Origin of the sequence: Flagellimonas spongiicola, assembly GCF_023502425.1 — a bacterium.
Lineage (GTDB): Bacteria > Bacteroidota > Bacteroidia > Flavobacteriales > Flavobacteriaceae > Flagellimonas > Flagellimonas spongiicola.
On sequence record NZ_JAMFMA010000005.1, the window covers coordinates 95,010 to 108,337 of the forward strand.

Below are 13,328 nucleotides of genomic sequence, written 5' to 3' on the forward strand. Positions count from 1 at the left end.
GATGGGATTATTCCATGAACCCATAAAACTTGATTTACCTGGGGCCGATATAAGCTATTTCCCCTCCTTCCTGACCGATAATGATGCCAGTATCCTATTTGAGCATTTAAGCACCAAAACGCCGTGGAAACAAGACGAAATAACCTTGTTTGGCAAAACACACCCCCAACCAAGATTAACAGCGCTATATGCCAACAACCAGAATAGTTATTCCTATTCCGGAATTACCATGAATCCTCATGCATTTTCAGTGGAATTGAAACAACTAAAACAAGCCGTTGAACGTGCATGCCAAACCACTTTTACAAGCTGTCTTTTAAATTACTATCGTAACGGTAAGGACAGTAATGGATGGCATTCAGACGATGAAAAAGAATTAGGTGAAAATCCAATAATAGCCTCCGTCAGCTTGGGTGCGGAACGCTTTTTTAATCTGCGTCATAAAACCGACAAAACCTTAAAACATAAGTTACTTCTAGAACACGGAAGCTTATTGCTGATGCAAGGTGCTACGCAACATAATTGGCAACACCAAGTCCCTAAAACTTCCAAAAAAATTGGAGGTCGGATCAACCTCACATTTCGGGTAATTATTTAAACAATTCGTTCAGAACCTTTGCCAACCGCAAGCCTCCTCGCTGCAGTTGCTGAAAAAGAACAGTATTGTATTTATAACCGTATTGGTAGCTGAGCTTTTCACCAATTTCGACGGAATCATATAGCGTTGCACAAATCTCATGCGATTCATTGACCCAATCATATATTGTTCCCTCTTGGATTTCTTTCCGTTCTTTACGTGATACGTCAACCAATTCATTGCCTAATTCCGTATATGTCATCCCATAGGAATCAATCAAATTTGTATCCCAGACCCTATGTAAATTGGTACCTACTCCAAACCATTGTACCTGAATATCATTACCGCCTTTGTCTTCTGCTCGACTGACGTGCAACGGCTGATGAAGGTCACCCACGAAATGCACCAATAGCTTTAAATAAAAAACGCGGTCTTCCCTGCTCCTATTTTCATCTTTTACTATTCTCGAGCATTCTTTAATCGCGGTTATCAAATCACCACGATCACTTTTTACAGCATCCTCGTAACGCATGCCCAACGGAAAATTCACATAATGCCATGGAAAAAACCTAGAATATTGACGATCTGCCTTGATTTCATCAGCAAAAGTGGAAACATAGGCTAAACTATGTCCATCCAATAAATCCTTGATAGCTCTTTTTGCTTTGCCTGTTAAATGACTCTGCGCAATATGACCTGTTACCCGATGCCCGGTTTTTCCCCAAAAAGTGTTACCAAAAAACAACATTGGTGCAAGGATAAAAAGTAGAGTGATTTTCTTCATGATTGATGATTTTCCCAAATGTAAAACTAAGCTGGAAAATTGCAATCATGTGCGTTGATATTTTTAATTATGTCGTTTGTCATGTCTTAATTGACGTTTGTAATTTTTGGGATTTTTTTAACGAAACTTGCCCTTAAATTTGTCGATCTAACTCAAAAGTCCCTATGTTAAAACTTCGCTTGGCAATTGCCCTTGGGTTGTTGCCTTTGTTACTAGCCGCACAAAACGAAGACAAGAGGTTTACTGTAAAATACATATCGGAACCCATTACCATTGATGGGGTTTTGGATGAAGGAATTTGGGAAACAGCCGATAGTGCCCGTGATTTCCAACAGTACTTTCCATCAGACTCTACATTAGCCAAGCAGAAAACGGAAATTAAAATGCTCTTTGATGATACCACTTTGTATATCGGTATTCGACAAGAAGCAGGTGGGGATGAATACATTACGCCATCACTTAGAAGAGATTATAGAGCAGGTAACGGAGACAACATCACACTGCTATTTGACACTTTTAACGATGGAACCAACGCCTTTTTGTTTGGTATCAACCCACTTGGAGTACGCAGGGAGGCACTCATATCTGGGGGTGGCAACGATCTTAGGGGATTTACCACTTCATGGGATGTTAAATGGAGAGGGGAATCTAAAATTTACGATACGTATTACACCTCGGAAATGGCCATACCGCTTACCTCCTTTAAATTTAGGGAAGGTGAAACCAAATGGCGTTTCAACAGTTACCGTTTTGATATGCAAGGAAATGAGCGTAGCAACTGGACGGTAATTCCGCAAAATCAGTTGGTGTTCAATCTGGCCTTTATGGGCGATATGCATTTTGAAAAACCTTTAGGCAAGTCAAGGACACCGTTTGCTATAATACCTTATATCAACGGAATTGCCGGAAAAGATTTTGAAATCGATGAAAATGCCAATGATTTTAAGGTTGGTGGAGATGCCAAAATAGCAATTGGCAATGGCATGAACCTGGATATAACCCTGAATCCTGATTTCTCACAGGTGGAAGTGGACAATTTCATCACGAATCTTACCCGATTCGAAATATCACTCCCAGAACGGCGCCAGTTTTTTATTGATAACAATGACCTTTTTGCAAGTTTTGGCGGCGGACGCGATGCCAACCCATTCTTTTCTAGAAGAATAGGTATTGCTACGGATGCCGAGGACAATACCATTCAAAATAGAATTATTGGAGGGGTTCGTTTAAGCGGAAAACTGAATAATAATCTTCGTCTTGGATTCCTAAATATTCAAACTGAAGAAGATGAAGCCAATGAAATCGCTTCGAATAATAATATGATGGTCGCGCTGCAACAAAAGGTATTTTCGCGCTCCAACATTGGGATGTTCTTCATCAACAGGCAAACTTTTGATGCCCCGGATTTTATTGAAGAAAGTGAAGAGTATAATCGCGTGGTAGGTATGGATTTCAACCTTGCTTCCAGCGATAACCTGTGGACCGGTAAAGTATACGGTCATAAGTCGTTTCAGCCCGATGACAGTGAAGGAAATTACTCATTTGGAGCATTTGGCAACTACAACGGTAAGAATTATGGCGGTTTTATTGATGCCGTATATATTGACGAGGACTTTGATTCCGATCTAGGTTTTATTCCTAGAAAGGACATCTTCAAAGTTGCAACAAGCTTTAACAAGAATTTTTGGCCCAAAGGAGGACTTATCAATAATCACACATTTCAGTTATTCGCCATTAATACATGGCGACCAAATTTAGACTACAAACAAACCGACTATTTCTACAATCTTAGTTGGGAAGGGCGTTTCAATAACCTATCTGAAATTAGTGCCGAATTGCAGCATCGATTCATCTTTTTAACCGATGAATTTGACCCAACAGGTAAGGACAATGCAGTTCCACTACCGGCGGATACAGGATACTATTTTACAGCGGTCGCATTGCAATATCAATCTGACCGACGAAAAACATTTTCATTTAGTGCCAACCCCACATACGGGGAGTTTTTTAACGGTAACCGTTTTTCCTTGGAAGCGGATATGACGGTTAGATTTCAACCCAAGTTAAATCTCTCTATGAATTTGGCCTATGATCATATTGAGTTACCTACGCCTCATTCAAGGGCTGATATTTGGTTGGTGGCTCCCAGAGTGGATATAACTTTTAGCAAATCCATATTTTGGTCTACTTTGGTGCAATACAGTAACCAACGCGATAATATGGGGATAAACTCGCGTCTGCAATGGCGATTTGCTCCACTTTCCGATTTATTCCTGGTGTATAATGACAACTATTTTGTGAATACTTTTATGCCCAGAAATAGGTCCATAAATTTGAAGCTTACCTATTGGCTCAATATCTAGCATGAAATTTAAAATTCTATGTTCTGACTTGGATGGCACCCTACTGACAACCAAGAACGACGTTTCTGATTTCACTGTAGCTGAAATCAATAGGATTAAAAACCGGATGAAGGTAATTTTGGTATCGGCCAGGATGCCACAGTCCATGACTTATTTACAAGCCCGATTGGGTATTGAGCAAAATCCGATGGTTTGTTTTAATGGCGCACTTGTAATACATCAGAACACCACTTTGGTCAATACCATGATTTCTGTAGCCAATACCAAAATACTATGGAATCATTGCCAAAATAGAGGCATCCGTATTGGACTGTACCATGGCAATGATTGGTGCGTAAGTGCTTCTTCAGAACGCGTTGAGAAGGAAATATTCAACACCAAGGCCCAACCAAGATTTGAAAAAACAGAAGATACTTTGAATCGCTGGGAATTGGACGGCATTGGACCGCATAAAATAATGCTGATGGGCACCAAAGCAGCCATGGATGATGTAGCACCCATTTTGGAATCCCGATTCAAGGAAGCCCTCAATTGTTATCGCTCCAATGATACTTTGATTGAAATTGCTCCGAAGTCCGTTTCTAAGTTACAGGCCATTAAATCCTTGCTAAAAGACGAAGAATCTCTTGACGATGTCCTGGCCTTTGGCGACAATTTCAATGATGTTGAAATGTTGCAAAATGTTGGTTGTGGTGTTGCCGTTGCGAATGCAAGGGAGGCAGCTAAAAAGGCATCAAATTTTGTTACTTCGGCAAATACGGAAGATGGCGTCGCCCAGTTTATCAAGACACATTTGTGATTTTCCTATATTTGGGACTACTAGTCAAATTTTATGAACCAACTTCCTTTTACTGAAGACACAGTTATCTTCGGTCTTCTTTGTCTTTGTCTCGGCTTTGTTTTTTATACTTCTTCCATCAAAACTGGTTTTTGGAAAAAGTTTTACGGCATTGTGCCTACGGTCCTCATGTGTTATTTACTACCAGCTATTTTAGCCAGTTCAGGTATCATTGACGAAAAATCCTCCAACACCTATTACGTAGCTAGTCGTTACCTGTTACCCGCAGCACTTATTCTGATGACATTGAGCATAGATTTGAAGGCAATTGCGAACCTAGGCTCCAAAGCGCTCATCATGTTTTTAACTGGAACAGCCGGGATTGTGATTGGAGGCCCCATCGCAATTTTGATTGTCTCCATATTTTCTCCAGAAAGTGTCGGTGGTAATGACTTTGATGCTGTTTGGAGAGGATTGGCTACCATAGCAGGTAGCTGGATAGGTGGAGGTGCCAATCAGGCAGCCATGTTGGAAGTTTTCCAATACAATCAAGATAAATATGGTGGTATGGTATTGGTTGATATTGTTGTAGCAAACATCTGGATGGCCATATTATTATTGGGCATTGGTAAGACCAAAACCATTGATAAATGGCTAAAAGCAGACACCTCATCCATTGAAGAATTGAAAGTCAAGGTTTCCGATTATACCGCTAAGATTGCGCGGGTCACGTCCTTACACGATTTTATGATGATGCTACTCTACGCTTTTGCGGGTGTTGGAATAGCCCACTTTTTAGGGAATCACTTTGCGGAATTATTGGAAAACAATTTTGAAGTAATCAGGAATAAAGAGAAGATTCTTTCTTCCTTAGGGTCCAAATTTCTTTGGATGGTAGTTTTTGCTACAGCAATTGGAATTGGATTGTCATTCACGAAAGCCAAAAATTATGAAGGAGCCGGTGCAAGCAAGATTGGAGGAATGTTCATTTATATTTTGGTTGCAACAATTGGCATGAAAATGGACTTGGGCCGAGTAATGGAAAACCCTGGTTTGATTGCAATTGGTCTAGTTTGGATTACAATACACGCCGGACTGCTTATTTTGGTAGCCAAATTGATAAAGGCACCGTACTTTTTCTTAGCGGTTGGTAGTCAAGCAAATGTGGGTGGAGCAGCATCTGCACCCGTGGTCGCTGCTGAATTCCATCCCTCATTGACATCTGTTGGTATTCTTCTAGCAGTTTTTGGATATGTGGTGGGAACAGCAGGTGCTTATTTATGTGCCATCCTCATGGAAGTTGCCTCCAAGGTTTAATTATTCCATAAGTTTGTGCATATTTGCCACGCAAAAATTTTACTATGAAGCGGTTTTTATCAGCATTGGTTATTCTTGTTATTCTTGGATCCTGTAACAGCAAGACGGAAAATACAATGACAGTTTCCGGAAATGTAAAGGGTTTAAAGAAGGGAACGCTTTATCTACAGCAGTTCAAGGATTCTACTTTGGTCATCTTGGACTCCATTCAAATTCAAGGAAACGGGAATTTTGAGTTCGCTCAAGAAGTTCCTGAACCAGAAATTTTCTACCTCTATTTGGACAAAGCTGACAATAATGATGTAAATGATCGCATAACCTTTTTTGGAGAAGCTGGAGAAATCACCATTAATACGGCTTGGAATACATTTGCTTTAGATCCTACAATAAGTGGTTCAGAAAGTCATATTGCCATGACCGAGTTCAATGACATGATGTCCAAATTCAATATTCGGGAATTGGAACTTGTAGGTTTATCCACTCAACCAGAGATACAAGCGGATTCGGTAGTTTTCGATTCCATAAAGAAGTTAATCAACCATAATGGAATTGGCAGCTATAGATATGCTATCAATTACGGACTTGCAAATTCCGCATCCTATGCAACACCTTATTTGGTGTTAAGTGTGGCAGAGGTAATCAATCCAACATTCCTAGACTCCATTTATAACAACTTAAGTCCAGAGGTTGCCGCTTCCAAATACGGCAAAGACCTAAAGGCCTATCTAAATAAGTAAGTTGGCCTTTAGCTGGCTAATTTGTTCAAATCTTCAACTAGTCCAGTAGCCTTTTCTTCCAAAAGGTTCCGAATTTCCCTGAAATGCGCTTTTCTGTTATCCACATCCTTTTGATGGATTTTGGCCATAAGTTCGTCAAAAACATTGATTGCTTTGTCTATGATAACAGTCCCTTCTTCAGAGTCTTTATTGTTTGAACCTGCCTCCCATAAATAGACTGCTTCAATGATATCACCCAAAACAAAATTGACATCTTTCTTTAAATCGCGAATGCTTGCCATATGTGGTATTTTTTTTAAATGTACTATTAAATGGTAACTTCTAAAAGTTTCGCGCCGTCTGTATCTATTGAAACTTCATTACTTGACGCTGGTATTAAAACTGTTTCTCCCTTACTGATCATTACATCTCCTGATTCATTGGATAAGCTTGCTTGTCCGCCAACACACATGTAAATGATAAATGAATCAATAGCGGATATATCTCTTTTTAAAGGTTGTGACAACGCGATGAAATTGGTTTTAAAATAGGGGCTTTCCACCATTTCATTCACAGTGTCCTTTTCTGCACCGTAAGCAACCTTAAAATCATCCTTTTTAGTGTAATCCATAGCATCCAAGGCCAGTTCGGTATGCAATTCCCTAAGATTTCCTTCTTTATCCCTTCGATTAAAATCAAATACTCGATATGTGACATCCGAAGTCTGCTGAATTTCAGCCAGCAGTACACCTGCTCCAATAGCATGGATTTTACCAGTGTTGATAAAAAAAGTGTCTCCCTCAGTGACTTCTTCATAGTTCATAAGACTTTCCAAAGTACCCTCTTCTAGGCTTTTAACATACTCGGATTTTTCTACATCCCTATTGAAGCCCACGATTAATTTGGCACCTGGGTCTGCATCCATTACGTACCACATTTCAGTTTTACCAAAGGAATTATGTCTTTCCTTGGCCAGTTCATCATTGGGATGTAGTTGAATGGATAAATCTTGTTTGGCATCAATGAACTTAATTAGAATGGGAAAGTCGTTTCCGAATCTATCAACCACACTTTTCCCTAGCAGGTTTTCACTGTTTTCCGAAATCAATTGGTTGAGGGAAGTGCCCTTTAATGGCCCATTGGCCACTTCGGATATATCACCCTCCACACCGGAAAGTTCCCAACTTTCGCCTGTGATGTCACTTTCAATATTCTTGTTAAGTACATTTTTTAATTTGGTTCCGCCCCATAATCGTTCTTTGAGGATAGGGGTAAATTTTAAGGGGTATAGGTTCATGTTATCCAGAATATGTTACAAAATTTCGAGGGGTCTCGTACAACACCACTTCTAAGTCCTTGTTCTTATTTATGTGTGGCCGTAGTTTATTCCAAATGACCACGGCTATATTTTCTGCAGTGGGATTATGTTTTTTGAATTCAGGTACATCTAAATTCAAATTCTTATGGTCTAGCGCTTCTTCAACATGCTCCTTAATGAGTTCTTTCAAGATTTTCAAATCAATTACAAAACCCGTCTCTTGATCTATTTCGCCAATAACGCTGACAATCAATTCATAGTTATGGCCATGATATCTTGGATTGTTGCACTTCCCAAATACAGCGTTATTCTTTTCATCGCTCCAGTCCGGTCTATACAATCGATGGGCAGCATTGAAACTGGCTTTTCTACTTGCCTTAACTTTCATGGTTTTCCGTTTTAACCAGGTAATCGTAAAATCGCTCAAAAATTATTTTGAACCAAGCTGTATAGTTGTCTGGGTTTACCGCGATATCATTTTTAATGTCCGCTGGCATCATCCACTTCCAGTCCTCTACCTCCTCTGGGTTGATTTTAGGGGCTTGGGCATAGTGTCCCATCATCACGTGATCCAACTCATGTTCCGTTAAGCCATTATCGAATGGGGCTTTATACACAAACGAGAACAATTCCTTTAGCTCCGTGGTAAAGCCCATTTCCTCCATCAATCTGCGTTTTCCGGCTTCAATATTGGATTCTCCGTCTCGTTGGTGACTACAGCAGGTATTGGTCCATAATAGTGGCGAATGATATTTGTCTGCCGCTCTTTGTTGCAGCATTGTTTCGCCCTTTTCGTTCATAATGAACACCGAAAAAGCGCGGTGTAAGACCGCCTTTTCATGGGCTTCCATTTTAGGCATCAATCCAATGGGTTCGTCATTTTCATTGACCAATATCACTTTTTCCTCTTTCATGAGGTAAAAATATGACCTTTTGGGGGTAAATGCACTCCCAAGCGTTCTAAAAAATATTGAAAATTAACTCAGCTTAGAAGAAACGAGGCGATTTCAAGTTTCCTATGTTTCTGATGAAATCGTAGCGGAAAATCACCTCAAAGGAACCATCATTAAATGTAGTGGCACCTAAATCCGTAATTTCACGGTCATAGGCCAATCCAATAAACATTTCATCGGAAAGCCTAAATCCAAACATACCACTGAATGCAGCGTCCCATCGATATGCAATTCCACCAACAAACTTTTCATTCAACATAAAGTTAGCCGAAAGATCTACTTGCAAAGGTGCACCTTGAACCATTTTTCCAAGTACTGTAGGCTTAAATTTTAAAAATGGGTTAAGATCGTAAACATAACCAGCAATCATATACCAGTTTATACGTTCTTTAGCTGTAGAAACAGAAGCTTCATCAAAATGCGTCGTTTCCAAAAGTCGTGGTGCCGAAGCCCCGACGTAGAATTTATCCGTATGGTAATATACCCCGGCTCCGATATTGGGCGAAAACTTATTTCTAATGTCCTGTTGGGCCTGTAATTGTGGGTCAATTTCAAATTCATCCAACTCAGAATAACGAATATCCAACATATGGGCACTTGCCTTCAGGCCAAAACTCAGTTTACCGTCAAATGAAGTTTGAATCGTATACGAGAAATCTACATCAAAATAGGTTTCAGAAGTGGGGCCAATTTTATCGTTAACTACCGAAAAACCCAAGCCAACACCTCTGTAACCAAGTGGAGTATGGATATTCAAGCTTTGGGTCTCTGGAGCGCCATCTAATCCCAACCATTGATTTCTATATAAGGCTGCAATGCTCATATGGCCTCTAGATCCAGCATATCCAGGATTAACACTTACCGTGTTATACATGTACTGCGTGTATTGTGCATCTTGCTGGGCTTGCATAACACTACCCAGACATAATACAACCAAAAATTGCAACCATTGAGTTTTCTTTCTTAAAAGCTTTACCACAGTTTAAATTCTTTATCGGTTAATGTATAGGTAGCCAGACAGCTGATTCATGTTACCTGATGGATCTTGGTAATCTATTATATAGAAATACGTACCAACAGGAAGTTTGTTGTCCTTGTTCACGGTTACCCGACCTTCGGATGTGCCATCAAACACATTTCCGGTGGTGTTGTATGACTTGGTTGCGTAGACCTGCACACCCCATCTGTTATAAATCTTTACTGTGTTGTTTGGATAATCTTCTAAATTGTTTATTGTGAAAACGTCGTGAATTCCATCTCCATTAGGTGTTATAACGTTTATAACGTCTATGGCATCAACTTGCGTTGGACCTAAGTCTGAATCCAAATAGTTTGGAGTACCATCTGAATCGGAATCGTCGTTGGCATAATTACCGTCTAGATCTAAATCTTCATCAATAGTTTCAATACCATCGTCATCGTCGTCGGTATCCCTATAATCCGCTTCGCCATCGGTATCCGTATCCATTAGATCCGTAGTTGGATCATTTATTTCGTCATTAACATCAATGTCAATTGCCGTTCCGCCCTCAAAGGCATCATCCAGTCCATCATTATCCTTATCAGATCCAGTTAAGGCGTTATCCAATATTCCATCTTGATCACGGTCATTACCTTCAATAATATCTGGAACATTATCGTCGTCACTATCCTCATCAACATAGTCAGGAATACCATCACCTTCGGAATCCACGGGTATTAAACCAACATTGCCCGCATTTTCAAAAGCATCATCAAGTCCATTTCCATTTACATCCGTCAAACTAGGAGCTATATAACCTATTGTAGGTTGTGCTTCAATATTATCTGGAATACCATCATTGTCACTATCAATATCCAAGTAATCTGGAATGCCATCTACATCAGTATCCGTTGGGTCTGTCGCCGGGTCATTGTCTCCATCGGTATTCAGATCTTCAAAAGCATCTACAATACCATCATCATCGCTATCTAAATCAATTACCGGTACATTAACCATAATGGTTATTGTTGCTGTACTGCAATTTCCGCTACCATCACATATGGTATAATCCAAGGAGTCGGTTCCTAAATAACCCAAGTTAGGGGTGTACGTTATGGTATCATCAGATGGGTTAGCCGGTGTACCTCCATCATTTAAAACAATTGACCCATTGGAAGGTGTTGTTGTAGTAATAGAACCAACACTAGGCAAGTCATTATCATTTGCAAGCATATCTACAGTCACTGTAACATCTTGGTCTGTAACTACAGAATCATCAAAAGCATCCACAATTGGGAGGACGTCCACTGTTACGGTTGCCATACTGCATGATCCGAATGGATTGCAAATCGTATAATCAAAACTATCTGGACCATTATAATCAGGGTCAGGGGTATAGGTTACGATATCGTCTGTTGGATCATTTGCCGTACCATTGTCATTTATATTGACCGTACCATTGGCAGGATCTGTTGCCGTTAATAGACCATTTGTAGGTAAATCGGAATCATTTGCAAAGACATCCACAACTATGGAATCGTCCTCATCCACCGTTACTAAATCATCAACCAATGTTCCTGATTGACTCATACAAACAACCGTGAATCTTGGCAAAGTACTTGAATTCCCTGCTTTTGTAATAGTGGCAACATAACGTTCCACAGTTTGTGTACTGGTCACCGTTGGTTGGGTTTGATCACCTGGTAAAACAGGATTCCAACTTACCGTTGCGCCAGAAGGAATGCTTGCTGCTATGTTCAAGGTAACTTGATTATCCGGGGCAGCACAATCTGTTAAAATAAAGTACCCTGTTGCATTGGAACCACAAAGTGTACCATCATAGGTTGCAAAATAAACTCCAGGTTGGGTTGCTTCGTAGAAAAAATCCGTTCCCAGAACTGTTCCAAGGTCAGAAGCTTCATACCACTGAAAGTTGGTTTCATCCCCACTGTTAGGAGCTTGCAAAAGGAATTGTGCATTCACTGTTTGTACGCCCAATAGTGCTATGAACAGTACAAAAAATAAAGACTTATGTATGGTCTGAAATTTCAAAATCCTATTCCGTCTTTAAATTACTTTACCACAAATACCACATTAATCAAAGAATTGTATCCTGTTGGAACCGCATCCACGGTAAATGACATTACTCCACTGTCACTAACGGAAACACCTGAAAAGACCGATGTATCATAATATGTGATATAGTAATGAAGCTCTGTGGCTGTATACGTTGGAATTGCATTTGGCGCCGAAGGACTCTTTACTGCCGGACTACCGAATTGTGCCACATATTGCGCATGCAAATCGATTGGCGTACCCGGGCCTACCGAAGAGGCAGGTACAGCAATGGACGGCGGATAGAAAATCCTAGCCGCTTTTGACGTAATCGGAGCAATGGCTTGTAAGGCCTCTTCAACCGTAGTTTCATTGGTTGGTGAAACCTCGCCAGCTTCATCCATATCTACCGCGGTCACTAAATTCACTTCACTTGCATCCTGATTATCAGTGTTGATGGAACTGATATCAACGGTATTCCCATCAGCTATACTTAAATCTGTGCCAGACAAACTCAAAGTTTGATCATCTGTATCCGTATCAATGGAACTAATATCAATTGTATTTCCATCGGCAATGCTCAAATCCGTTCCTGAAAGGCTTAAAGTCTGATCGTCTGTATCTGTATCGATTGAACCGATATCTATGGTATTTCCACCACTAATTGAGAGATTAGTGCCACTAAGTCCCAATGTTTGACCATCAGTATTAATACTTGAAATATCTACAGTATTTCCGTCGGCAATGCTCAAATCCGTACCGGATAGGCTTAGGGTCTGATCGTCAGTATCAGTATCTATTGAACTGATATCAATTGTATTCCCATCCGCTATGCTCAAGTCAGTACCAGATAAACTCAAGGTTTGATCATCTGTATCCGTGTCAATGCTACTTATATCAATTGTGTTTCCACCACTAATGCTCAAGTCATTGCCGCTCAAGGACAAAGTCTGAGCATCCGTATTTACGTAACCGCTCAAGTCAACGGAGTTGCCATCTGCGATCGCCAACGTATTTCCAGTCAAACTCAAGGTCTGATCATCTGTATCAATGGAGCTAATGTCTACTGTATTTCCGTCAGCGATACTCAAATCGGTTCCAGATAGACTTAAGGTCTGGTCATCCGTATCGGTGTCAATTGAACTTATGTCAATCGTGTTTCCGCCACTAATGCTCAAGTCATTTCCGCTCAAGGACAAAGTCTGGGCATCTGTATTTACATAACCGCTCAAGTCAACGGAGTTGCCATCCGCAATAGCCAATGTGTTTCCAGTCAAACTCAAGGTCTGGTCATCCGTGTCCGTATCAATGGAACTGATGTCTATTGTATTTCCATCTGCAATGCTCAAATCTGTACCAGATAAGCTTAATGTTTGATCATCTGTATCAATGGAGCTAATGTCTACCGAGTTACCATCAGCAATAGCCAATGTGTTACCAGTCAAACTCAAGGTCTGGTCATCTGTATCAATGGAGCTAATGTCAACTGTATTTCCGTCAGCGATA

Annotated in this window: 13 protein-coding genes; 5 read left to right on the top strand and 8 right to left on the bottom strand. The window is 40.3% G+C overall.

All coding sequences use genetic code 11. The annotated features are described in order from the left end of the window. The first annotated feature begins 1 nt into the window (after window position 1). The gene (locus tag M3P19_RS16710; RefSeq protein ID WP_249658844.1) at window positions 2-598 is read left to right on the top strand and encodes an alpha-ketoglutarate-dependent dioxygenase AlkB family protein; all 597 of its coding nucleotides are present in this window, start codon (window positions 2-4) and stop codon (window positions 596-598) included. On the opposite strand, the gene M3P19_RS16715 is transcribed toward M3P19_RS16710, so the two are convergent. After that, complete coding sequence (locus M3P19_RS16715; RefSeq protein WP_249658845.1) at window positions 591-1,361, bottom strand: S1/P1 nuclease; 771 nt, start codon at window positions 1,359-1,361, stop codon at window positions 591-593. The genes M3P19_RS16710 and M3P19_RS16715 overlap by 8 nt on opposite strands. A gap of 164 nt (window positions 1,362-1,525) precedes the next feature. On the opposite strand from M3P19_RS16715, the gene M3P19_RS16720 reads away from it, so the two are divergent. Genes M3P19_RS16720 through M3P19_RS16735 form a run of 4 tightly spaced genes read left to right on the top strand, consistent with a single transcriptional unit; the run spans window position 1,526 to window position 6,556 of the window. Continuing rightward, window positions 1,526-3,724 carry a DUF5916 domain-containing protein gene (locus M3P19_RS16720; RefSeq protein WP_249658846.1) on the top strand — a complete coding sequence of 733 codons (2,199 nt, stop codon included), beginning with the start codon at window positions 1,526-1,528 and terminating at the stop codon, window positions 3,722-3,724. Window position 3,725: 1 nt separating this feature from the next. Continuing rightward, a complete protein-coding gene (locus M3P19_RS16725; RefSeq protein WP_249658847.1) occupies window positions 3,726-4,523 on the top strand; it encodes a Cof-type HAD-IIB family hydrolase in 798 nt (265 codons plus the stop codon). Between the two features lie 33 nt (window positions 4,524-4,556). Continuing rightward, window positions 4,557-5,819 carry a DUF819 family protein gene (locus M3P19_RS16730; protein WP_249658848.1) on the top strand — a complete coding sequence of 421 codons (1,263 nt, stop codon included), beginning with the start codon at window positions 4,557-4,559 and terminating at the stop codon, window positions 5,817-5,819. 44 nt (window positions 5,820-5,863) lie between these two features. Further along, window positions 5,864-6,556: a DUF4369 domain-containing protein gene (locus M3P19_RS16735; protein ID WP_249658849.1), complete on the top strand. Its 693-nt coding sequence runs from the start codon at window positions 5,864-5,866 to the stop codon at window positions 6,554-6,556. A gap of 8 nt (window positions 6,557-6,564) precedes the next feature. Here the strand turns inward: M3P19_RS16735 and M3P19_RS16740 are convergent, their stop codons facing one another. The 7 genes from M3P19_RS16740 to M3P19_RS16770 form a co-directional block, all read right to left on the bottom strand. Further along, window positions 6,565-6,837 carry a hypothetical protein gene (locus tag M3P19_RS16740; protein ID WP_249658850.1) on the bottom strand — a complete coding sequence of 91 codons (273 nt, stop codon included), beginning with the start codon at window positions 6,835-6,837 and terminating at the stop codon, window positions 6,565-6,567. 26 nt (window positions 6,838-6,863) lie between these two features. Further along, window positions 6,864-7,832 (bottom strand): type I phosphomannose isomerase catalytic subunit, encoded by a 969-nt coding sequence (locus tag M3P19_RS16745; RefSeq protein ID WP_249658851.1) that lies wholly within the window; start codon window positions 7,830-7,832, stop codon window positions 6,864-6,866. Window position 7,833: 1 nt separating this feature from the next. Then, complete coding sequence (locus M3P19_RS16750; RefSeq protein WP_249658852.1) at window positions 7,834-8,241, bottom strand: 6-pyruvoyl trahydropterin synthase family protein; 408 nt, start codon at window positions 8,239-8,241, stop codon at window positions 7,834-7,836. Then, window positions 8,231-8,767, bottom strand: a complete 537-nt coding sequence (idi, locus tag M3P19_RS16755) for an isopentenyl-diphosphate Delta-isomerase (protein WP_249658853.1) — start codon at window positions 8,765-8,767, stop codon at window positions 8,231-8,233. The genes M3P19_RS16750 and idi overlap by 11 nt, the downstream gene beginning before the upstream one ends. A 73-nt stretch (window positions 8,768-8,840) precedes the next feature. Next, on the bottom strand, window positions 8,841-9,752 hold the full coding sequence (locus M3P19_RS16760) for a PorP/SprF family type IX secretion system membrane protein (RefSeq protein WP_283777971.1): 912 nt from the start codon (window positions 9,750-9,752) through the stop codon (window positions 8,841-8,843). A 45-nt stretch (window positions 9,753-9,797) separates the two neighbouring features. Continuing rightward, window positions 9,798-11,819 (bottom strand): Ig-like domain-containing protein, encoded by a 2,022-nt coding sequence (locus tag M3P19_RS16765; protein WP_313791632.1) that lies wholly within the window; start codon window positions 11,817-11,819, stop codon window positions 9,798-9,800. A gap of 20 nt (window positions 11,820-11,839) precedes the next feature. Beyond that, on the bottom strand, window positions 11,840-13,328 hold a 1,489-nt coding region (locus M3P19_RS16770), incomplete at its 5' end, for a beta strand repeat-containing protein (protein WP_249658854.1).

Bases quoted from the DNA above. Each gene is read 5' to 3' on its own strand.
- M3P19_RS16710 (WP_249658844.1), top strand. From the start codon at position 2: ATGGGATTATTCCATGAACCCATAAAACTTGATTTACCTGGGGCCGAT.
- M3P19_RS16715 (WP_249658845.1), bottom strand. From the start codon at position 1,361: ATGAAGAAAATCACTCTACTTTTTATCCTTGCACCAATGTTGTTTTTT.
- M3P19_RS16720 (WP_249658846.1), top strand. From the start codon at position 1,526: ATGTTAAAACTTCGCTTGGCAATTGCCCTTGGGTTGTTGCCTTTGTTA.
- M3P19_RS16725 (WP_249658847.1), top strand. From the start codon at position 3,726: ATGAAATTTAAAATTCTATGTTCTGACTTGGATGGCACCCTACTGACA.
- M3P19_RS16730 (WP_249658848.1), top strand. From the start codon at position 4,557: ATGAACCAACTTCCTTTTACTGAAGACACAGTTATCTTCGGTCTTCTT.
- M3P19_RS16735 (WP_249658849.1), top strand. From the start codon at position 5,864: ATGAAGCGGTTTTTATCAGCATTGGTTATTCTTGTTATTCTTGGATCC.
- M3P19_RS16740 (WP_249658850.1), bottom strand. From the start codon at position 6,837: ATGGCAAGCATTCGCGATTTAAAGAAAGATGTCAATTTTGTTTTGGGT.
- M3P19_RS16745 (WP_249658851.1), bottom strand. From the start codon at position 7,832: ATGAACCTATACCCCTTAAAATTTACCCCTATCCTCAAAGAACGATTA.
- M3P19_RS16750 (WP_249658852.1), bottom strand. From the start codon at position 8,241: ATGAAAGTTAAGGCAAGTAGAAAAGCCAGTTTCAATGCTGCCCATCGA.
- idi (WP_249658853.1), bottom strand. From the start codon at position 8,767: ATGAAAGAGGAAAAAGTGATATTGGTCAATGAAAATGACGAACCCATT.